The sequence below is a fragment of the Citrobacter sp. Cpo147 genome (genome assembly GCF_030332405.1).
Taxonomy (GTDB): domain Bacteria; phylum Pseudomonadota; class Gammaproteobacteria; order Enterobacterales; family Enterobacteriaceae; genus Citrobacter; species Citrobacter portucalensis.
Genome location: NZ_JAOWHX010000030.1, coordinates 801,441 through 823,664, shown reverse-complemented (window position 1 = coordinate 823,664; position 22,224 = coordinate 801,441). Strand labels below are relative to the sequence as shown.

Below are 22,224 nucleotides of genomic sequence, written 5' to 3'. Positions count from 1 at the left end.
TATAGTCGCCTTTTTTACTTTTGTTACTGATTTGTAAAACTTATTTGCAAGCGTCTGCCAGACCGTCGAGATAACGCTCTGCGTCAAGCGCAGCCATGCAACCGGTGCCTGCTGAAGTGATCGCCTGGCGATAAATATGGTCCATCACGTCACCGGCGGCGAATACACCCGGAATGCTGGTTTGGGTGGCGTTACCATGAATACCGGACTGAACTTTGATGTAGCCATTTTCCAGTTCTAGCTGACCGTCGAAAATGGCGGTATTCGGGCTGTGACCGATAGCGACAAACAGCCCTACAACGTCAAGTGACTCGACGTTGTCAGTGTTTTGCGTATCGCGCAGGCGCAGTCCGGTTACGCCCATTTGATCGCCGGTCACTTCTTCCAGTGTGCGGTGGGTATGCAGCACGATGTTGCCGTTTTCGACTTTATCCATCAAACGCTTGATCAGGATTTTCTCGGCGCGGAAGCTGTCGCGACGGTGAATCAAATGCACTTCAGATGCGATATTCGCCAGGTACAGCGCTTCTTCAACAGCAGTGTTGCCGCCGCCGATCACCGCAACTTTTTGATTACGGTAGAAGAAACCGTCGCAGGTCGCGCAGGCGGAAACGCCACGGCCTTTGAAGGCTTCTTCTGAAGGCAGACCCAGGTAGCGTGCTGACGCACCGGTGGCGATGATCAGTGCGTCACAGGTGTATTCACCGCTGTCGCCGGTCAGACGGAAAGGGCGGTTTTGCAGATCAACTTTGCTGATATGATCAAAAATAATTTCAGTTTCAAATTTGGTCGCATGTTCGTGCATGCGTTCCATCAGCAATGGGCCTGTGAGATCGTGCGGATCGCCAGGCCAGTTCTCCACTTCTGTTGTTGTGGTCAACTGACCACCTTTTTCCATACCGGTAATCAGTACCGGTTGCAGGTTCGCGCGTGCAGCGTAGACCGCAGCGGTATACCCCGCAGGGCCAGAGCCCAGAATAAGAAGTTTACTGTGTTTGGTTGCGCCCATGAGATCCCCATAGTTGTTAGCAGGCAATGAGCAGGATTGTAGGGAATTTACAGGCGTAAAAAAAGAGTATGGCGATTTTGTTAACAATATGTGTAATAGCGGGAACCGATGAACGGCAGAATTAGTCGTAATACTATAACGATTTCTACTTAAAATCGGTCAGTTATAAGGTGATAAAATGACGATTTTCCATCACTGCGAATGAATAACTGGCATGTTGTACTAAAAATCGATGTTTTGCTTTGACAATCCCCTGCTGTTTTGCGAAAACATTCAAGGAAGAAAAAAACTGTGTCATGTATGTGCTGCATAATCATGCATGTAGATACCATGTTTACCGTGTTAGCGAAATCTACGCATGGTGTGGACAGATGCCATTCGTGATGTCGATAGCCGCCGACAGGCAACGGTCTTCTCACCATAAACCCAGACATTGCGAACCGAAAATCCCTCTGGGTTGCGGTTTATCTTGATGGGTAGCGACTCTGAACAGTGATGTTGGTAGAGTCAGGCAGGAGTAGGGAAGGAATACAGAGAGACAATAATAATGGTAGATAGTAAGAAGCGCCCTGGCAAAGATCTCGACCGTATCGATCGTAACATTCTTAATGAGCTGCAAAAGGATGGGCGTATTTCTAACGTCGAGCTTTCTAAACGTGTGGGACTTTCACCAACGCCCTGCCTTGAGCGTGTGCGTCGGTTGGAAAGACAGGGTTTTATTCAGGGCTATACAGCGCTGTTAAACCCGCATTATCTGGATGCATCACTTCTGGTTTTTGTTGAGATTACTCTGAATCGTGGCGCCCCGGATGTGTTTGAACAATTTAACTCTGCAGTACAAAAACTTGAAGAAATTCAAGAGTGTCATTTGGTTTCCGGTGATTTCGACTATTTGCTGAAAACACGCGTACCGGATATGTCAGCATACCGTAAGCTGTTGGGGGAAACCCTGCTGCGTCTGCCTGGCGTGAATGACACACGTACTTATGTAGTAATGGAAGAAGTCAAACAGAGCAATCGTCTGGTAATTAAGACGCGCTAACACGGAACAGGTGCAAAATCGACGCAGTTTGATTACACTCCTGTTAATCCATACAGCAACAGTGCCGGGGCAACCCGGTGCTGTTGTCCGTTTTAGCATCGGGCAGGAAAAGCCCGAAACCTGGAGAGCCGTTTTTGAGCCAGGAATACACTGAAGACAAAGACGTCACATTGACGAAGTTAAGCAGCGGGCGCCGACTTCTGGAAGCGCTACTGATCCTTATTGCCCTTTTTGCCGTCTGGTTGATGGCTGCCTTACTCAGCTTTAACCCTTCGGATCCCAGTTGGTCGCAAACCGCGTGGCATGAGCCTATCCATAATCTGGGCGGAATACCTGGAGCATGGCTGGCGGACACGCTGTTCTTTATTTTTGGCGTCATGGCCTACACTATCCCCGTCATCATTGTCGGTGGCTGCTGGTTTGCCTGGCGACATCAGGCCAGCGACGAATACGTCGATTATTTTGCCGTCTCGCTGCGCATTATTGGCGTTCTGGCGCTGATTCTCACTTCCTGCGGGCTGGCCGCAATTAACGCCGATGATATCTGGTATTTCGCCTCTGGCGGCGTGATCGGCAGTCTGCTCAGCACCACGCTACAACCATTGCTGCACAGCAGCGGCGGCACGCTGACGTTGTTGTGCATTTGGGCTGCGGGATTAACGCTGTTCACCGGTTGGTCATGGGTGAGCATTGCGGAAAAACTGGGCGGCTGGTTACTCAATATCCTGACGTTTGCCAGCAACCGTACCCGCCGCGACGATACCTGGGTCGATGACGAAGAATATGAAGACGAAGAAGAGTCTGTCGACGCCGCTGATGGCAAACCCCATGAATCGCGCCGGGCTCGTATTCTGCGCGGTGCGTTAGCGCGCCGTAAACGTCTGGCGGAGAAATTTACCAACCCGCTTGGTCGTCATACCGATGCGGCGCTGTTCTCCGGCAAACGCATGGATGATGAAGACGAAATTGAATACAGCGCCCGTGGCGTGGTTGCCGATCCTAATGATGTGCTGTTTTCCGGTAATCGCGCGACGCTGCCTGAATATGACGAACTTGATCCGCTCCTTAACGGCCACTCGGTGACCGAGCCTGTGGCTGCAGCAGCTGCAGCTACAACGGCCGCTCAGGCCTGGAGCGCACCGGTTGATCCGTTGCTGCAAACGTCTCCCGTGACCAACACTGTTATGGAGCAACCGGTCCCAACTGTGGCCTGGCAGCCCGTGCCTGGCCCGCAAACCGGTGATGCCGCGATTGCACCAGCGCCTGAAGGTTATCCGCAGCCAGCCCAGTACGCGCAACCTCCGGTGCAGCAGCCGTATGAGCCATGGCAACAGCCGGTTGTGGAGCAGAGTCCGCAGCCGCAATATTACGCACAGCAGCCCGTTGAACCTGTTTATACGCAGCCTGTCGCGCCGCAGCCGGAACCTGTTTATCAGCCGGAGCCCGTGCTGCAACCTGTCTATCAACAGGATCCAACCTCTCAACAGAACGCCGCATTCCAGCAGCCTGCTTATCAGCCGGAGCCTGTGCAGCAACCTGTTTATCAGCAGGATCCAACTTTTCAACAGAGCACTACGTTCCAGCAGCCTGTGGTTGAACAACCAACAGTGGTGGAACCTGAGCCGGTGGTTGAAGAAGTTAAACCGACTCGTCCGCCGCTCTATTACTTTGAAGAAGTCGAAGAGAAACGTGCGCGTGAGCGTGAGCAACTGGCCGCATGGTATCAACCGATCCCAGAACCTGCTCAGGAGCCTGAGCGTGTTAAGCCGTCTACGCCGTCTATGCCGACGACTGCATCCATACCGCCCGTTGAATCTGTTGCTGCCGTTGCACCGCTGGCCGCTGGCGTAAAAAGCGCCGCGTTAGGGGCGAGTGCCGCTGCCGCAGCACCTGTCTTTAGCCTTGCAGGCAGCGGTACGCCGCGTCCGCAGGTGAAAGAGGGCATTGGCCCGCAGTTGCCGCGTCCGAATCGTGTGCGCGTGCCTACTCGTCGTGAGCTGGCTTCATATGGCATAAAACTGCCGTCACAGCGTATGGCTGAAGAGAAAGCGCGCGAAGAGCAGCTTGATACAGATGCGTACAGTGACGATGAAATGGATGCAATGCAGCAGGACGAGCTGGCACGTCAGTTCGCTCAGTCGCAGCAGCATCGTTATGGCGAAGAGTATCAGGACGATACCCACCAGACTGATGACGAAGATTCAGCCGCAGAAGCGGAGCTTGCTCGCCAGTTTGCTTCTTCTCAGCAGCAGCGTTATTCCGGTGAACAGCCTGCCGGAGCGAATCCGTTCTCCCTCGATGACTTTGAATTTTCGCCAATGAAAACGCTGGTGGATGAGGGGCCGCATGAGCCGCTGTTTACGCCTGGCGTAATGCCGGAGCCCGCGCCGCAGTACCAGGAACCAGTTGCGCCGCAGCAGCATTATCAGCAGCCGGCGCAGCCAGTTGCACCGCAGCTGCACTATCAGCAACCGGCACAGCCAGTTGCACCACAGCAGCACTATCAGCAACCGGCACAGCCAGTTGCACCACAGCAGCATTATCAGCAACCAGCGCAGCCTGTTACACCGCCGCCGCAGGATAGTCTGATCCATCCGCTGCTGATGCGTAATGGGGATAGTCGTCCGGCGCACCGTCCAAGCACGCCGCTGCCATCGTTAGATCTGCTCACGCCGCCGCCGAGCGAAGTTGAGCCGATAGATACGTTCGCACTAGAACAAATGGCACGTCTGGTGGAAGCGCGTCTGGCGGATTTCCGCATTAAAGCCGATGTGGTGAACTACTCTCCTGGCCCGGTGATTACCCGCTTTGAGCTTAATCTGGCTCCAGGGGTTAAAGCGGCGCGTATTTCTAACCTGTCACGAGATCTGGCGCGTTCATTGTCGACCGCGGCGGTACGTGTGGTCGAGGTTATTCCAGGCAAACCGTATGTTGGACTGGAGTTACCGAACAAAAAACGTCAAACCGTTTATCTGCGTGAAGTACTGGATAACGCTAAATTCCGTGATAACTCATCTCCGCTGACTGTGGTGCTGGGCAAAGATATTGCAGGCGAACCGGTGGTGGCCGATCTGGCTAAAATGCCGCACCTGCTGGTGGCAGGGACAACCGGTTCCGGTAAGTCTGTTGGGGTGAACGCCATGATCCTCAGCATGCTGTACAAAGCGCAGCCGGAAGACGTTCGCTTTATCATGATTGACCCGAAAATGCTGGAACTTTCTGTTTATGAAGGTATTCCACATCTGCTGACTGAAGTTGTGACCGACATGAAAGATGCCGCCAATGCCTTGCGTTGGAGCGTCAATGAAATGGAACGTCGCTACAAACTGATGTCGGCGCTTGGCGTGCGTAACCTTGCCGGTTATAACGATAAGATTGCTGAAGCCGCCCGTATGGGACGTCCGATTCCAGACCCATACTGGAAGCCGGGCGACAGCATGGATGTTCAGCATCCGGTGCTGGAAAAACTGCCGTATATCGTGGTGTTGGTGGATGAATTCGCTGACCTGATGATGACCGTTGGCAAAAAGGTGGAAGAACTGATCGCTCGTCTGGCGCAAAAAGCGCGTGCGGCGGGGATCCATCTGGTGCTGGCAACCCAGCGACCATCAGTTGACGTTATCACCGGTCTGATTAAAGCGAACATCCCGACGCGTATCGCCTTTACAGTGTCCAGTAAAATTGACTCGCGTACCATCCTTGACCAGGGCGGCGCGGAATCGCTGTTGGGTATGGGTGACATGCTTTATTCTGCACCAAACTCGACGATCCCTGTACGTGTACACGGCGCCTTTGTACGCGATGAAGAAGTTCACGCGGTAGTTCAGGACTGGAAAGCGCGCGGCCGTCCACAATACATTGATGGTATTACCTCTGACAGCGAAAGCGAAGGCGGCGGTGGCGGCTTTGATGGTGGAGAAGAACTGGATCCGCTGTTCGATCAGGCGGTGAACTTTGTTACTCAGAAACGCAAAGCCTCAATCTCCGGCGTCCAGCGTCAGTTCCGTATCGGTTACAACCGAGCGGCGCGCATCATCGAACAGATGGAAGCGCAGGGAATAGTCAGCGAACAAGGGCATAATGGTAATCGTGAAGTGCTGGCTCCGCCGCCCTTCGAATGATTGCAAAGTTAAGTAATTCAGTATTTTCTACTTTCCTCATGCTGATTTTTGGCCTGAAATGGATAGCAGAGGGATCTCCCCGTTGGGAGTGACGTATTTTGAGGAATAACGATGAAAAGAATCGCAATCACCTGTGCATTACTGTCTAGCTTTGTGGTGAGCAGCGTCTGGGCTGACGCTGCCAGCGACCTGAAAAGCCGTCTGGATAAAGTCAGTAGCTTCCATGCCAGCTTTACTCAGAAGGTCACGGACGGTAGCGGCGCGGCGGTGCAGGAAGGTCAGGGCGACTTATGGGTTAAACGCCCTAATCTGTTTAACTGGCATATGACGCAGCCTGACGAGAGCATCCTGGTTTCCGATGGTAAAACGCTGTGGTTCTTTAACCCGTTTGTTGAGCAGGCGACTGCGACCTGGTTGAAAGACGCCACGGGTAACACTCCGTTTATGCTGATTGCGCGTAACCAGGCCAGCGACTGGCAACAGTACAACATTAAGCAAAACGGCGACGATTTCGTGCTGACGCCAAAAACCAGCAGCGGTAACCTGAAGCAGTTTACTATCAATGTTGGGCGGGACGGGACGATCCACCAGTTTAGTGCCGTTGAGCAAGACGATCAGCGCAGCAGCTATCAGCTGAAATCTCAGCAAAATGGTGCGATTGAACCTTCGAAATTTACCTTTACCCCGCCGCAAGGTGTAACGGTTGACGATCAACGTAAGTAGAGGCGTGTGAGTGAGCAATCTGTCGCTCGACTTTTCTGATAATACCTTTCAGCCACTGGCCGCACGTATGCGGCCAGAAAATTTAGCGCAGTACATCGGCCAGCAGCATCTGCTGGCTGCGGGTAAACCCTTGCCGCGCGCCATCGAGGCCGGGCACCTGCACTCCATGATTTTATGGGGGCCGCCGGGGACGGGGAAAACCACGCTAGCCGAAGTTATTGCCCGTTACGCCAACGCCGATGTTGAACGAATTTCGGCGGTTACGTCTGGCGTAAAAGAAATTCGTGAAGCGATTGAGCGTGCGCGTCAGAATCGTAACGCGGGCCGGCGTACGATCCTGTTTGTGGATGAAGTTCACCGTTTTAATAAAAGCCAACAGGATGCGTTTTTACCGCATATTGAAGACGGTACCATCACGTTTATTGGCGCCACCACTGAAAATCCCTCGTTTGAACTGAACTCGGCGCTGCTGTCGCGTGCGCGCGTTTACTTACTGAAGTCGTTAACCTCCGACGATATTGAACAGGTGCTGGACCAGGCTATGTCAGACAAAGCGCGGGGTTACGGCGCCCAGGATATCGTTCTGCCTCCAGAGACGCGTCGGGCGATTGCTGAACTGGTGAATGGCGACGCGCGGCGAGCGCTGAATACGCTGGAAATGATGGCCGATATGGCCGAAGTTGATGATTCTGGCAAGCGCGTATTGAAGGCCAAGTTGCTCACTGAAATTGCCGGTGAACGCAGCGCGCGTTTCGATAATAAAGGCGATCGCTTTTACGATCTCATCTCCGCATTACACAAATCGGTTCGCGGCAGCGCCCCGGATGCGGCACTTTATTGGTATGCGCGCATCATTAGTGCAGGTGGTGATCCGCTGTATGTTGCTCGTCGCTGTCTGGCAATTGCCTCTGAAGATGTGGGCAATGCCGATCCTCGCGCCATGCAGGTGGCAATTTCCGCATGGGACTGCTTTACCCGAGTGGGACCCGCGGAAGGTGAACGAGCGATTGCTCAGGCGATTGTTTATCTGGCCTGCGCGCCGAAAAGTAATGCGGTTTACACCGCCTTCAAAGCCGCGCTGGCTGATGCCCGCGAACGTCCGGATTACGACGTGCCGGTCCACCTGCGCAATGCGCCAACTAAGCTGATGAAAGAAATGGGCTATGGTCAGGAGTATCGTTACGCCCATGATGAACCAAATGCCTATGCCGCCGGAGAAGAGTACTTCCCGCAGGAAATGGCACAAACGCGCTATTATCACCCCACAAACAGAGGTCTTGAAGGCAAGATTGGCGAAAAGCTCGCCTGGCTCGCCGGACAGGATCAAAATAGCCCTATAAAACGCTACCGTTAGTGTTATCGTTGCGGTAATGTTGTCTCTGTATCCCTGTGACCGCAGGCTGTGGTCACTTTCTCCTATTTTAATTCGATAAGCACAGGATAAGCATGCTCGATCCCAATCTGCTGCGTAATGAGCCAGACGCAGTCGCAGAAAAACTGGCAAGCCGGGGCTTTAAGCTGGATGTAGATAAGCTGCGCGCTCTTGAAGAGCGTCGTAAAGTTCTGCAGGTACAAACTGAAAACCTGCAGGCAGAGCGTAACTCTCGATCGAAATCCATCGGCCAGGCAAAAGCGCGCGGGGAAGATATCGAGTCTTTACGTCTGGAAGTGAACAAACTGGGCGAAGAGCTGGATGCCGCGAAAGCTGAACTTGATACCTTACAGGCCGAGATCCGCGACATTGCGCTGACCATTCCTAACCTGCCAGCGGACGACGTTCCGGTGGGTAAAGATGAAAATGACAACGTTGAAGTCAGCCGTTGGGGTACTCCGCGTGAGTTTGATTTCGAAGTGCGCGATCACGTTACCTTGGGTGAAATGCACACGGGTCTTGATTTTGCCGCTGCGGTTAAGCTGACCGGCTCTCGTTTCGTCGTGATGAAAGGGCAGATCGCGCGCATGCACCGTGCGCTGTCTCAGTTCATGCTGGATCTGCATACCGAGCAGCATGGTTACAGCGAAAACTACGTTCCGTATCTGGTTAACCATGACACGTTGTACGGAACAGGGCAACTGCCGAAATTTGCTGGCGATCTGTTCCACACCCGTCCGCTGGATGAAGAAGCTGACAGCAGCAACTATGCGCTGATCCCAACGGCAGAAGTTCCGCTGACCAACCTGGTTCGCGACGAAATCATTGACGAAGATGCGCTGCCGATCAAAATGACCGCGCATACGCCGTGCTTCCGTTCTGAAGCAGGTTCTTACGGTCGTGATACCCGTGGTCTGATCCGTATGCACCAGTTCGATAAAGTTGAAATGGTGCAGATCGTTCGCCCGGAAGACTCTATGGACGCGCTGGAAGAGATGACCGGCCATGCCGAGAAGGTTCTTCAGCTGCTGGGCCTGCCGTACCGTAAGATCATCCTGTGCACAGGCGACATGGGCTTCGGCGCATGCAAAACGTACGATCTGGAAGTGTGGATCCCGGCGCAGAACACCTATCGCGAAATCTCCTCTTGCTCCAACGTGTGGGATTTCCAGGCTCGCCGTATGCAGGCGCGTTGCCGCAGCAAATCCGACAAAAAGACCCGTTTAGTACATACGCTGAACGGTTCCGGTCTGGCGGTGGGACGTACGCTGGTTGCGGTGATGGAAAACTATCAGCAGGCTGATGGCCGTATTCAGGTTCCGGAAGTGTTACGCCCGTACATGAATGGCCTGGAATTTATCGGCTAAGCTACCTTTCTTTGCTAAAAAAGCGCCTTAGGGCGCTTTTTTTATGCCCGTTTGACGTCGGACAATAACGCCTACCTCCATAGGAGTAATACTGCCTTCGAATGAAAGTCAGTATTTATCTCTGTCTTTTCGCAAATTCGGTATCTACCAGTCTGTATATCGACATATACGCTATATAAAAATCTACATAACGAGTATTTCTCTTTTGTTTATTGTGAGCAGCAGAGTGAGCCACTATGAAAACTAAGATCCCCGATGCCATGCTGGCAGCTGAGGTTAGTCGCCGAGGTTTGGTGAAAACGACGGCGATAGGCGGACTGGCGGTGGCCAGTAGCGCGTTTACCCTGCCATTTACCCGTATTGCAAATGCTGCAGAAGCCCTTAATCCGACACAGGCCAATGAGAAAGTCATATGGAGCGCGTGTACGGTGAACTGTGGTAGCCGCTGTCCTCTGCGTATGCACGTGGTAGACGGTGAAATAAAGTATGTTGAAACCGACAACACCGGTGATGACAACTATGACGGCTTGCACCAGGTACGCGCCTGTCTGCGTGGTCGCTCCATGCGTCGTCGCGTTTATAATCCCGACCGTCTGAAATACCCGATGAAACGCGTCGGTAAACGTGGTGAAGGGAAATTTGAGCGCATCAGCTGGGATGAAGCCTACGACATCATTGCCAGCAATATGCAGCGTCTTATCAAAGACTACGGCAACGAGTCTATCTACCTGAACTACGGCACAGGTACGCTGGGCGGCACCCTGACACGCTCCTGGCCGCCAGGCAAAACGCTGGTAGCACGTCTGATGAACTGCTGTGGCGGCTACCTGAACCACTACGGTGACTACTCTTCAGCGCAAATCGCTGCCGGGTTGAACTACACATACGGCGGCTGGGCAGACGGTAACAGCCCGTCCGACATTGAAAACAGCAAGCTGGTGGTTTTGTTCGGGAATAACCCAGGTGAAACCCGTATGAGCGGGGGTGGGGTAACCTATTACCTTGAACAGGCGCGACAAAAATCCAATGCCCGCATGATTATTATCGATCCTCGCTACACGGATACCGGCGCGGGTCGTGAAGATGAATGGATCCCGATCCGCCCAGGTACCGATGCGGCGCTGGTTAATGGTCTGGCGTATGTGCTGATCACCGAAAACATGATCGATCAACCGTTCCTTGATAAATACTGCGTGGGTTACGACGAGAAAACCTTACCGGCCGACGCACCGAAAAACGGTCACTATAAGGCGTATATTCTTGGGCAGGGCAAAGACGGTATCGCCAAGACCCCGGAATGGGCAGCGCAAATTACCGGTATTCCTGCTGATCGAATCGTCAAACTGGCCCGTGAAATCGGTAGCGCTAAACCGGCATATATCAGTCAGGGGTGGGGACCGCAGCGCCATGCTAACGGTGAAATAGCGACCCGTGCCATTTCTATGCTGGCAATCCTTACCGGTAACGTTGGGATTAACGGCGGCAACAGTGGGGCGCGTGAGGGCTCATACAGTTTGCCGTTTGAACGTATGCCTACGCTGGAAAACCCAGTCGAAACCAGCATCTCTATGTTTATGTGGACGGACGCCATTGAGCGAGGTCCGGAGATGACGGCGCTGCGTGACGGTGTTCGTGGTAAAGATAAACTCGATGTTCCGATTAAGATGATCTGGAACTATGCCGGTAACTGTCTGATTAACCAGCACTCTGATATCAACCGCACACATGAAATCCTACAGGATGATAAGAAGTGCGAGATGATCGTTGTCATCGACTGTCATATGACCTCCTCGGCGAAATACGCGGATATTTTGCTGCCGGACTGCACCGCTTCGGAGCAGATGGACTTCGCACTGGATGCCTCCTGCGGAAATATGTCGTATGTGATTTTCACCGATCAGGCGATCAAACCACGCTTCGAATGCAAGACTATCTACCAGATGACCAGTGAGCTGGCGAAACGCCTTGGTGTTGAGCAGCAGTTTACAGAAGGTCGTACTCAGGAAGAGTGGATGCGTCATCTGTACGAGCAGTCGCGAAAAGCCATTCCTGAACTGCCAACGTTTGAAGAATTCCGCAAGCAGGGGATCTTTAAACAGCGCGACCCACAGGGACATCACGTGGCCTACAAGGCGTTCCGTGAGGATCCTAACGTCAATCCGCTGACCACGCCGTCAGGTAAGATCGAAATTTATTCGCAGCAGCTTGCCGAGATCGCGTCAACCTGGGAACTGCCGGAAGGTGATGTGATTGATCCACTGCCGATTTATACCCCAGGCTTTGAGAGCTTAAACGATCCGCTGGTGGAGAAATTCCCTCTGCAGTTGACCGGCTTCCACTATAAGTCTCGCGTCCACTCGACCTATGGCAACGTGGATGTTCTGAAAGCATCCTGCCGTCAGGAAATGTGGATCAACCCGATGGATGCACAGCGACGCGGCATTAACAACGGCGACAAGGTGCGCATCTTTAACGATCGTGGTGAAGTGCACATCGAGGCGAAAGTAACGCCGCGTATGATGCCTGGCGTGGTGGCATTGGGCGAAGGGGCGTGGTATGACCCGGACGCAAAACGCGTGGACCAGAGCGGTTGTATTAACGTCCTGACGACCCAGCGTCCGTCTCCTCTCGCGAAGGGGAACCCATCACACACGAACCTTGTTCAGGTTGAAAAGGTGTAAGGAGTAACCGATGACAACCCAGTATGGATTTTTTATTGATTCCAGCCGTTGCACCGGTTGCAAAACCTGCGAACTGGCGTGCAAAGATTTCAAAAATTTAACCCCTGAAGTCAGCTTTCGCCGCATTTATGAGTACGCGGGCGGTGACTGGCAGGAAGACAACGGCGTCTGGCATCAGAACGTCTTTGCCTATTACCTCTCCATTGCGTGTAACCACTGTGAAGACCCGGCCTGTACCAAAGTGTGTCCGAGCGGTGCGATGCACAAACGTGAAGATGGCTTTGTCGTTGTCGATGAAGATGTGTGCATCGGCTGTCGCTATTGCCACATGGCCTGTCCTTACGGCGCACCACAGTATAATGCTGACAAAGGACATATGACCAAATGCGATGGTTGCCATGAGCGCGTCGCTGAAGGTAAGAAACCTATTTGCGTCGAGTCCTGTCCACTGCGTGCGCTGGATTTTGGCCCAATTGATGAACTGCGCAAAAAACACGGTACTTTGGCTGCGGTTGCGCCATTGCCGGGCGCGCACTTTACCAAACCGAGCATTGTTATCAAACCTAACGCCAATAGCCGCCCGACCGGCGATACCACAGGTTATCTGGCTAATCCGAAGGAGGTGTAAGATGGGAAGTGGATGGCATGAATGGCCGCTGATGATCTTCACGGTCTTCGGGCAGTGTGTGGTTGGCGGTTTTATCGTTCTGGCGCTGGCGTTGATGAAAGGGGGCTTACGCCCAGAATCGCAGCAACGCGTAATTACCTGCATGTTTGGGCTGTGGGTATTAATGGGCATTGGATTTATTGCTTCCATGCTCCATTTGGGCTCACCGATGCGCGCCTTTAACTCACTCAATCGCGTTGGGTCATCTGCGTTGAGTAACGAAATTGCCAGCGGCTCACTCTTCTTTGCCGTTGGCGGTATCGGCTGGCTGCTGGCTATGTTGAAGAAAATGTCGCCCGCATTACGCAATCTGTGGTTAGTTGTTACCATGGTGCTGGGTGTGGTTTTTGTCTGGATGATGGTGCGCGTGTATAACACCATCGATACCGTACCGACCTGGTACAGCGTCTGGACACCGCTGGGCTTCTTCCTGACGATGTTTATGGGCGGTCCGCTGCTGGGATATCTGTTACTGAGAATTGCTGGCGTGGATGGTTGGGCGATGCGTCTGCTGCCGGCTATATCAGTGCTTGCTCTGGTCGTGAGCGCCATCATGTCGGTAATGCAGGGGACTGAACTGGCGACAATCCACAGTTCGATTCAACAGGCCTCTGCGCTGGTTCCGGATTACGGTTCGCTGATGGCGTGGCGGATTGTGGCACTGGCCTTAGCGCTATGCTGCTGGATAGTACCGCAAGTGAAGGGTTACCAGCCTGCCGTTCCGTTGCTTTCTGTCGCGTTTATTCTGCTGTTAGTCGGCGAGCTGATTGGTCGTGGCGTGTTCTACGGGCTGCATATGACCGTCGGTATGGCGGTGGCGAGTTAATCCATAATATGCCGGATGGCGGCTCGTGCTTTATCAAGCCTACAATATCCGTAGGCCTTAAAGCTGCGCGCTATCCGGCTACATGTCAGGCCAGGGTTTTGCCCCGGTCTTTACTTCTGCTTAGTTAACGTGTCATAGCTGGTCATCAGATTGCGATAATCCGGAATGTGATTAGAGAACAACGTCGCCAGACCTTCGATATCGTTGCGCCAGTCGCGGTGCAGTTCGCATGCTACTCCGAACCATGTCATCAATTGAGCGCCTGCTTGAGACATCCGATCCCATGCTGAATGGCGGGTAATTTCATTAAACGTGCCTGAAGCATCGGTGACAACAAAGACGTCAAAACCTTCTTCAATAGCCGAGAGCGCTGGGAAAGCGACGCAAACTTCCGTCACGACACCAGCGATAATCAGCTGCTTTTTGCCGGTCGCTTTTACTGCTTTCACGAAATCTTCGTTATCCCATGCGTTAATGTTTCCTGGGCGAGCAATGTAGGGCGCATCGGGAAATTGAGCTTTCAGTTCCGGTACCAGCGGTCCGTTTGGTCCTGTCTCAAAACTGGTTGTCAGAATGGTTGGGAGGTTGAAGTATTTTGCTAAGTCACCGAGCGCAAGCACGTTGTTTTTAAATTTATCGGGATCGATATCCCGAACCAGAGAGAGCAGGCCAGCCTGATGGTCGACCAGCAGTACTGCCGCATTGTCTTTATCAAGTCTTACGTAAGGTTTAGTCATGGTATTTCTCCTGTTCAGTATCAGTGGGGGAAATTTGATGAGTTTAAGTCTACGAAAAGAACGATATTTGGATTAGATAGATAAATAGGAACTCACTGTTCTATTTTGAAGACAATGCAGCTCAGCATCCCGCATAGAGTTTAGTAAGAAATAAAAGTAAGGGGAGTCCATGAAATTTTTCGACTGAACGTAACGCGAGATTTTTGTTTTAGATCAATAAAAACAAGCAGATGTGTTTTTGTATTTTTTATCTATTCACATTAAGAATCAGTAATGCAAATCGAACGACCAGAAAGCGCCTCAGCCCTCTGATTCCGCCGATTGACAATGTTTTTAGCAGTGGCATGATGCGCATGAAATTTGAACTTCCTCACGGTTTTTATTCATGTCCACGTATACCCGTCCCGTCATGCTATTGCTGTGCGGGCTACTTCTGTTGACCCTGGCGATCGCCGTGTTAAACACGCTCGTCCCGCTTTGGCTCGCCCATGAAAATCTGCCCACCTGGCAGGTAGGCGTGGTGAGCTCGTCTTACTTTACCGGTAATCTGGTAGGGACGTTGCTGACAGGTTATTTAATAAAACACCTTGGTTTTAATCGCAGCTATTACATCGCCTCGCTTATTTTCGCCGCGGGCTGTGTCGGGCTGGGGATTATGGTGGGATTCTGGAGCTGGATGACATGGCGTTTTATCGCCGGTGTTGGCTGCGCCATGATCTGGGTGGTCGTGGAAAGCGCGCTGATGTGCAGCGGGACGTCCCGTAATCGCGGACGGTTACTTGCCGCCTATATGATGATCTATTATGTGGGAACGTTTTTAGGCCAACTGCTGGTTAGTAAAGTATCAACAGAATTGATGAACGTCCTGCCGTGGGTGACGGGTACTATCCTGGCGGGTGTTTTGCCACTGCTATTTACGCGCATTGCTAATCAGCAGGGCGATGAACAGCAGTCTACGCCTATTGTCTCCATGCTGAGGTTGCGTCAGGCGCGCTTGGGCGTTAATGGCTGCATTATTTCCGGGATCGTGCTGGGGTCTTTGTATGGCCTGATGCCGCTGTATCTCAACCATCAGGGGGTGAGCAACGCCAGCATTGGTTTCTGGATGGCGGTCCTGGTAAGTGCCGGTATTCTGGGTCAATGGCCGATTGGCCGTCTGGCGGACAAGCTGGGACGTCTGCTGGTTTTACGCGTCCAGGTCTTCGTGGTGATCGTCGGGAGTATCGCCATGCTGAACCAGGCGGCGATGGCGCCCGCGTTGTTTATGTTGGGTGCGGCAGGCTTTACCCTCTACCCGGTCGCGATGGCCTGGGCCTGCGAAAAGGTGGAACATCATCAGCTGGTCGCCATGAATCAGGCATTGTTATTGAGCTATACCGTGGGCAGCCTGCTGGGACCTTCATTTACTGCGATGCTGATGCAGAATTATTCAGATAGCTTGCTGTTTATCATGATCGCCAGCGTATCGTTTATTTATTTACTGATGCTGTTGCGTAAGACGGGCCATACGCCTAATTCTATTGCGCACATTTGACCTGATTTAACAGAATATGAACAGGTTCCCATACATACTGTTTATGTATGCTTTATGGGAACCTGCATTATTTAATTGCACACGTCTGTCCTGAAAATAAAGTGTGCAGAAGGTTATAGTTTTACATCCTGCCGTTTCCGCTCGCTCATTTTACCGCGCATAATCCCACGCCTCATATATTGATAATCAAAAAGCTTCCACAAAGGATTGCGTATGGCTGGTGTGCAGGAAAAACAATTGCGATGGTACAACATTGCATTGATGTCATTTATTACCGTCTGGGGTTTTGGTAACGTCGTCAACAACTATGCTAATCAGGGATTGGTTGTTGTCTCCTCCTGGATATTTATTTTCGCGCTCTATTTTATTCCTTATGCGTTGATCGTCGGGCAGCTTGGCTCAACCTTTAAAGAGGGTAAAGGCGGCGTCAGTACCTGGATTAAACATACCATGGGGCCAGGGTTGGCCTATCTTGCTGCCTGGACCTATTGGGTTGTGCATATACCTTATCTGGCGCAAAAACCGCAGGCTATTCTGATTGCGCTGGGATGGGCGCTGAAGGGCGATGGTTCGTTGATTAAAGAGTACACCGTCGTGGCGTTGCAGGGACTAACGCTGGCGCTGTTTGTCTTTTTCATGTGGGTTGCGTCCCGTGGCATGAAGTCACTGAAAATTGTTGGGTCAGTTGCTGGCATCGCGATGTTTGTGATGTCCATTTTGTATGTCGTGATGGCGGTAACCGCGCCTGCAATTACGGATGTGCAAATAGCGACAACCAATATCACCTGGGAATCGTTTATCCCGCACATCGATTTTACCTACATTACTACGATCTCCATGCTGGTCTTTGCTGTGGGCGGTGCGGAGAAAATTTCGCCATACGTTAATCAGACACGTAATCCGGGCAAAGAATTTCCAAAAGGGATGCTCGTTCTGGCTGTTATGGTAGCGGTATGCGCGATTCTCGGGTCGCTGGCTATGGGAATGATGTTTGACTCCCGGCATATTCCAGATGACCTGATGACGAATGGTCAATATTACGCCTTCCAGAAATTGGGTGAGTATTATGGTATGGGTAATTCGCTGATGGTTATTTACGCGATTGCCAATACGCTGGGACAGATTGCGGCATTGGTATTTTCTATTGATGCACCGCTTAAAGTTCTTCTGGGTGATGCTGATCGTAAATATATTCCCGAGAGCCTGTGTAAAACCAACGCTTCCGGTACGCCGGTCAATGGTTATATTCTGACGCTGGTGCTGGTAGCGATTCTGATTATGTTGCCAACACTGGGAATTGGCGACATGAACAACCTGTATAAATGGCTATTGAATCTTAACTCTGTCGTGATGCCATTGCGTTATTTATGGGTATTTGTGGCGTTCATTGCCGTTATTCGCCTGGCGCAAAAATATAAATCGGAATATGTCTTTATTCGCAACCGCTCGCTTGCGATGACCGTGGGGATCTGGTGCTTTGCCTTTACCGCATTTGCCTGTCTGACCGGGATCTTCCCGAAAATGGAAGCCTTTACCCCTGAGTGGACATTCCAGCTCACGCTGAATATCGTGACGCCATTTGTGCTGGTTGGACTGGGATTGATTTTCCCGCTACTGGCGAGAAGAGGGCGCTAAAGACGAGGGCAGGAGATAGCGTCGCTTTCTCCTGTTAACCGCGCCTTCGACTCAAATATTGTCGCTTATATAGCAAAACGGCTGCCGTTCAGGGCAGCCGTTTCGTGGTGGCTAAAACTCAATACATCACTTTATGTCCATATTGCTCGAGAATGCCCTTCACGCGCTCCATGGTCTCTTTCTTCGGTGGTTTGACGCCATCCAGTTTGTACTCTTCGCCCATTGCCACCCATTTGTGTTTGCCCAGCTCGTGGTAAGGCAGCAGCTCGATTTTTTCAACGTTACCCATATCGCGGGTAAATTCGCCGAGGCGGTGTGCGGAGTCATCGTCATCAGACCAGCCAGGTACGACAACATAGCGGATCCACACTTTGATGTCTTTGTTTGACAGGTAACGCGCGAACTCCAGCGTGCGATGGTTAGATACGCCGACCAGATTCTGATGGATTTCATCGTTCATCTGTTTGAGATCGAGCATGACCAGGTCGGTGACTTCCAGCAACTCATCGATCACCGGATCGTAGCGGCGAACAAAACCGTTGGTATCCAGACAGGTATGAATACCTTCTTTTTTACAAGCGCGGAACCAGTCACGTACGAATTCAGCTTGCAGGATAGCTTCGCCGCCAGACGCCGTCACGCCGCCGCCGGATGCGTTCATAAAGTGGCGATAGGTCACCACCTCTTTCATTAATTCGTCGACGGTGACTTCTTTACCGCCGTGTGTATCCCACGTGTCGCGGTTATGGCAATACAGGCAGCGCATCAGGCAGCCCTGAAAGAAGGTAATAAAGCGGATGCCCGGGCCATCAACAGTGCCACAGGATTCAAAGGAGTGAATGCGACCAATAACTGACATTGCGGTGTTTCTCCAGGTGTGGCCCATCCGGGGCCAGTGTTAGTGCACAGTTATTAACTGTGTCGAGTCTGTTTTGGCTGCTATCCATACTTTTCGTCTTTCAAGCTGCATCTTTGTTAGCTTCCTTCGCTCACCCCAGTCACGTACTTCTGTACGCTCCAGGGGATTCACTCCGTTGCCGCCTCAATGCAACTCGAAATCCATCGAGTATATAAGTATAGATAGCTGACAAAGCAGGCTATTAAAAAGGCCCCACTTACGTGGAGCCTTTATTGTACGCTTTTTAAAGTACGATTTCAGTCAAAACCAATTACATGGTCTGAGTGAAGGTACGAGTAATAACGTCCTGCTGCTGTTCTTTAGTCAGGGAGTTAAAACGTACTGCGTAGCCAGAAACGCGGATGGTCAGCTGCGGATATTTTTCCGGATGTTCCATCGCATCCAGCAGCATTTCGCGGTTCATGACGTTCACGTTCAGGTGCTGACCACCTTCGATGGACGCTTCGTGGTGGAAGTAACCATCCATCAGACCAGCCAGGTTGGTCTTACGAACTTCGTCGTCTTTACCCAGAGCGTTCGGAACGATAGAGAAGGTGTAAGAAATACCATCTTTAGCGTAAGCAAACGGCAGTTTAGCAACGGAGGTCAGAGAGGCAACAGCACCTTTCTGGTCACGACCGTGCATTGGGTTAGCACCCGGTCCGAACGGCGCGCCAGCACGACGACCATCTGGGGTATTACCAGTTTTCTTACCATAAACCACGTTAGAGGTGATGGTCAGAACAGACTGAGTCGGGATAGCGTTACGATAAGTAGTCAGTTTCTGAATTTTCTTCATGAAACGTTCTACCAGGTCAACCGCCATGTCATCAACGCGAGAGTCGTTGTTACCAAACTGCGGGTATTCGCCTTCGATTTCGAAGTCGATAGCCAGACCGTCTTCGTCACGAATCGGTTTAACTTTCGCATATTTGATTGCAGACAGGGAGTCAGCAGCAACGGACAGACCAGCGATACCACACGCCATGGTGCGGATAACGTCACGGTCGTGCAGCGCCATCAGAGAGGCTTCGTAGCTGTACTTGTCGTGCATGTAGTGGATAACGTTCAGCGCGGTGACGTACTGTTTAGCCAGCCAATCCATGAAGTGATCCATGCGGTCCATAACTTCGTCGAAGTTCAGAACGTCGCCTTTGATCGGTTCAGATTTAGGACCAACCTGCATTTTCAGTTTTTCATCAACGCCACCGTTGATTGCGTACAGCATGGTTTTTGCCAGGTTTGCACGCGCACCGAAGAACTGCATTTGTTTACCAACAACCATCGGGCTTACGCAGCAAGCGATAGCGTAGTCGTCGTTGTTGAAGTCCGGACGCATCAGGTCATCGTTCTCGTACTGCAGAGAAGAGGTGTCGATGGACACTTTAGCGGCGAATTTCTTGAAGTTCAGAGGCAGTTTTTCAGACCACAGAACAGTGATGTTCGGCTCCGGAGAAGGACCCATGGTGTACAGGGTGTTCAGGAAGCGGAAGCTGTTTTTGGTAACCAGAGTACGGCCATCAACGCCCATACCACCGATTGATTCAGTTGCCCAAATCGGGTCACCGGAGAACAGTTCATCATATTCAGGAGTACGCAGGAAGCGAACCATACGCAGTTTCATGACCAGGTGGTCGATCATTTCCTGTGCGTCTTGCTCGGTGATTTTGCCTGCTTTCAGGTCACGTTCGATGTAAGCATCCAGGAAGGTGGATACGCGACCGAAGGACATTGCTGCACCGTTCTGAGATTTAACTGCGGCCAGGTAGCCGAAGTAAGTCCACTGGATAGCTTCCTGAGCGTTGGTAGCCGGACCAGAGATATCGCAGCCATATTTAGCAGCCATTTCTTTGATCTGACCCAGAGCGCGGTGCTGTTCAGCGATTTCTTCACGCAGACGGATAGTTGCTTCCAGGTTTACGCCGTTTTCCAGATCGGACTGCAGAGAGACGAACTGAGCGTATTTGTCTTTCATCAGGTAGTCGATACCGTACAGCGCAACGCGACGGTAGTCACCGATGATACGGCCACGGCCATACGCATCTGGCAGACCAGTCAGAACACCGGATTTACGGCAGTTCAGAATGTCTTTGGTGTAAACATCGAATACGCCCTGGTTGTGGGTTTTGCGGTATTCGGTGAAGATTTTTTTCAGCATCGGGTCCAGTTCGCGATTGTACGCTTTGCAGGAACCTTCAACCATTTTGATGCCGCCAAACGGAATGATCGCACGTTTCAGCGGAGCTTCAGTCTGCAGACCAACAATCTTCTCGAGCGCTTTGTTGATGTAGCCAGCGTCGTGAGAAGTGATGGTAGAAGCAACGGAGGTGTCAAAGTCAACAGGCGCGTGAGTGCGGTTTTCCTGTTTAACGCCTTCCATCACGCTGTCCCACAGTGCAGTGGTCGCATCAGTTGCGCCAGCCAGGAAGGACTCGTCACCCTCATACGGAGTGTAGTTTTTCTGAATGAAGTCACGTACGTTTACTTCATTCTGCCAATCACCTTTGGTAAAACCTTCCCAGGCTGTGGCTAACTTTTCATTAAGCTCGGACATGTAACACCTACCTTCTTAAGTGGATTTTTTATTTACTGCGTGTAATGGGCATCAACAGATTAATGATGATCGTTACCACGCAGATAAATGACCCAGTATGTCAACCCGACCAACAAACCGCCGCCGATAATGTTACCGATCGTAACCGGAATCAGGTTATCGGTGATGAAATTCATCACGGTCAGGTGAGAAAAATTCTCCGGAGAAGACCCAACTGCGGTCCAGAATTCCGGGGTGGCGAAATCGCGTATTACAATACCCATAGGGATCATAAACATGTTTGCGATACTGTGCTCAAAACCGCTGGCAACAAACATTGCGACCGGTAATACCATGATAAACGCTTTGTCCATCAGGCTGCGGCCCGAGTAGCTCATCCATACGGCCAGACACACCATCAGGTTAGCCAGGATACCAAGGCTCACTGCCTCAACAAAAGTATGGTGCACTTTGTGGTCGGCTGTTTGCAGAACGTTGAGCCCCCATGCGCCGTTGGCGGTCATATACTCGCCAGAAAGCCACATGAGTAACACAAAGATCAGGGCGCCAATCAGGTTGCCGACATAAACGTTAAGCCAGTTTTTCGCTAACTGACCCCAGGTAATACGACCACTGGCTTTAGCAACGACGATCAGTACGGTTGAAGTGAAGAGGTCTGCACCGCAGACAACACAAAGGATCAGCCCCAGGGAAAAGCAGATACCACCTACTAATTTCGCCATGCCGAAAGGCATAGTACCAGTGCCGGTTGTGGCGGTGATATAGAAAACAAAGGCAATTGAAATGAATACACCGGCAGTAATTGCCAGATAGAACGTCTTAAGCGGATGTTTCGTTGCTTTATAGACGCCTGCTTCTTCGGCAACTTTGGCCATTGCAGCAGGTAGAATAAGATCAAAAGGGTTGTCAGCTTTCACACTAACTCTCTCTTTATTAAGTCGGCGACGAGATACTAACAAAGCATTATAGATGAGAATTTGATATAGATCATATCTCGCCTGGCTTATAGGCCCGTAAGACGCATGGTTTTTATGCGATTACGGTGTAACATGTTGATT

General features: G+C 51.6%; 15 protein-coding genes. 10 read left to right on the top strand and 5 right to left on the bottom strand.

Features of this window, described 5'->3' with window-relative positions:
- Nucleotides 1-40 precede the first annotated feature (40 nt).
- Entirely contained in the window at nt 41-1,009 is a 969-nt protein-coding gene (gene trxB / locus OGY06_RS06570; RefSeq protein ID WP_286604982.1) for a thioredoxin-disulfide reductase, read from the bottom strand.
- A gap of 547 nt (nt 1,010-1,556) precedes the next feature.
- Here trxB and lrp point away from each other — a divergent pair.
- The 8 genes from lrp (at nt 1,557) to OGY06_RS06530 (ending at nt 13,808) form a co-directional block, all read left to right on the top strand.
- On the top strand, nt 1,557-2,051 hold the full coding sequence (gene lrp, locus OGY06_RS06565) for a leucine-responsive transcriptional regulator Lrp (protein WP_002439523.1): 495 nt from the start codon (nt 1,557-1,559) through the stop codon (nt 2,049-2,051).
- A 134-nt stretch (nt 2,052-2,185) separates the two neighbouring features.
- The gene (ftsK, locus tag OGY06_RS06560; protein WP_286604980.1) at nt 2,186-6,172 is read left to right on the top strand and encodes a DNA translocase FtsK; all 3,987 of its coding nucleotides are present in this window, start codon (nt 2,186-2,188) and stop codon (nt 6,170-6,172) included.
- A gap of 111 nt (nt 6,173-6,283) precedes the next feature.
- Complete coding sequence (gene lolA, locus OGY06_RS06555) at nt 6,284-6,895, top strand: outer membrane lipoprotein periplasmic chaperone LolA (protein WP_003831898.1); 612 nt, start codon at nt 6,284-6,286, stop codon at nt 6,893-6,895.
- A gap of 10 nt (nt 6,896-6,905) precedes the next feature.
- Nucleotides 6,906-8,249 (top strand): replication-associated recombination protein RarA, encoded by a 1,344-nt coding sequence (gene rarA, locus OGY06_RS06550; protein ID WP_286604978.1) that lies wholly within the window; start codon nt 6,906-6,908, stop codon nt 8,247-8,249.
- A 92-nt stretch (nt 8,250-8,341) separates the two neighbouring features.
- Nucleotides 8,342-9,634: a serine--tRNA ligase gene (serS, locus tag OGY06_RS06545; RefSeq protein WP_003831902.1), complete on the top strand. Its 1,293-nt coding sequence runs from the start codon at nt 8,342-8,344 to the stop codon at nt 9,632-9,634.
- Nucleotides 9,635-9,870: 236 nt separating this feature from the next.
- Entirely contained in the window at nt 9,871-12,315 is a 2,445-nt protein-coding gene (dmsA, locus tag OGY06_RS06540) for a dimethylsulfoxide reductase subunit A (protein ID WP_286604976.1), read from the top strand.
- A gap of 10 nt (nt 12,316-12,325) precedes the next feature.
- Nucleotides 12,326-12,943: a dimethylsulfoxide reductase iron-sulfur subunit DmsB gene (gene dmsB, locus OGY06_RS06535; RefSeq protein WP_003831905.1), complete on the top strand. Its 618-nt coding sequence runs from the start codon at nt 12,326-12,328 to the stop codon at nt 12,941-12,943.
- A gap of 1 nt (nt 12,944) precedes the next feature.
- Entirely contained in the window at nt 12,945-13,808 is an 864-nt protein-coding gene (locus tag OGY06_RS06530) for a dimethyl sulfoxide reductase anchor subunit family protein (RefSeq protein WP_003831906.1), read from the top strand.
- A gap of 110 nt (nt 13,809-13,918) precedes the next feature.
- Here the strand turns inward: OGY06_RS06530 and ycaC are convergent, their stop codons facing one another.
- Nucleotides 13,919-14,545, bottom strand: coding sequence for an isochorismate family cysteine hydrolase YcaC (gene ycaC / locus OGY06_RS06525; RefSeq protein ID WP_003035746.1), 627 nt, complete (start codon nt 14,543-14,545; stop codon nt 13,919-13,921).
- A gap of 385 nt (nt 14,546-14,930) precedes the next feature.
- Between ycaC and OGY06_RS06520 the strand changes: the two genes are divergently transcribed.
- The gene (locus OGY06_RS06520) at nt 14,931-16,079 is read left to right on the top strand and encodes an MFS transporter (RefSeq protein WP_003831907.1); all 1,149 of its coding nucleotides are present in this window, start codon (nt 14,931-14,933) and stop codon (nt 16,077-16,079) included.
- Between the two features lie 213 nt (nt 16,080-16,292).
- A complete protein-coding gene (locus OGY06_RS06515) occupies nt 16,293-17,714 on the top strand; it encodes an amino acid permease (RefSeq protein WP_003035749.1) in 1,422 nt (473 codons plus the stop codon).
- 118 nt (nt 17,715-17,832) lie between these two features.
- Here OGY06_RS06515 and pflA read toward each other — a convergent pair whose 3' ends face one another.
- The 3 genes from pflA to focA form a co-directional block, all read right to left on the bottom strand.
- Nucleotides 17,833-18,573 carry a pyruvate formate lyase 1-activating protein gene (gene pflA, locus OGY06_RS06510; RefSeq protein ID WP_003035751.1) on the bottom strand — a complete coding sequence of 247 codons (741 nt, stop codon included), beginning with the start codon at nt 18,571-18,573 and terminating at the stop codon, nt 17,833-17,835.
- Between the two features lie 310 nt (nt 18,574-18,883).
- Nucleotides 18,884-21,166: a formate C-acetyltransferase gene (gene pflB / locus OGY06_RS06505; RefSeq protein ID WP_003035753.1), complete on the bottom strand. Its 2,283-nt coding sequence runs from the start codon at nt 21,164-21,166 to the stop codon at nt 18,884-18,886.
- Between the two features lie 59 nt (nt 21,167-21,225).
- The gene (gene focA, locus OGY06_RS06500) at nt 21,226-22,083 is read right to left on the bottom strand and encodes a formate transporter FocA (RefSeq protein ID WP_003831909.1); all 858 of its coding nucleotides are present in this window, start codon (nt 22,081-22,083) and stop codon (nt 21,226-21,228) included.
- Nucleotides 22,084-22,224: the final 141 nt, after the last annotated feature.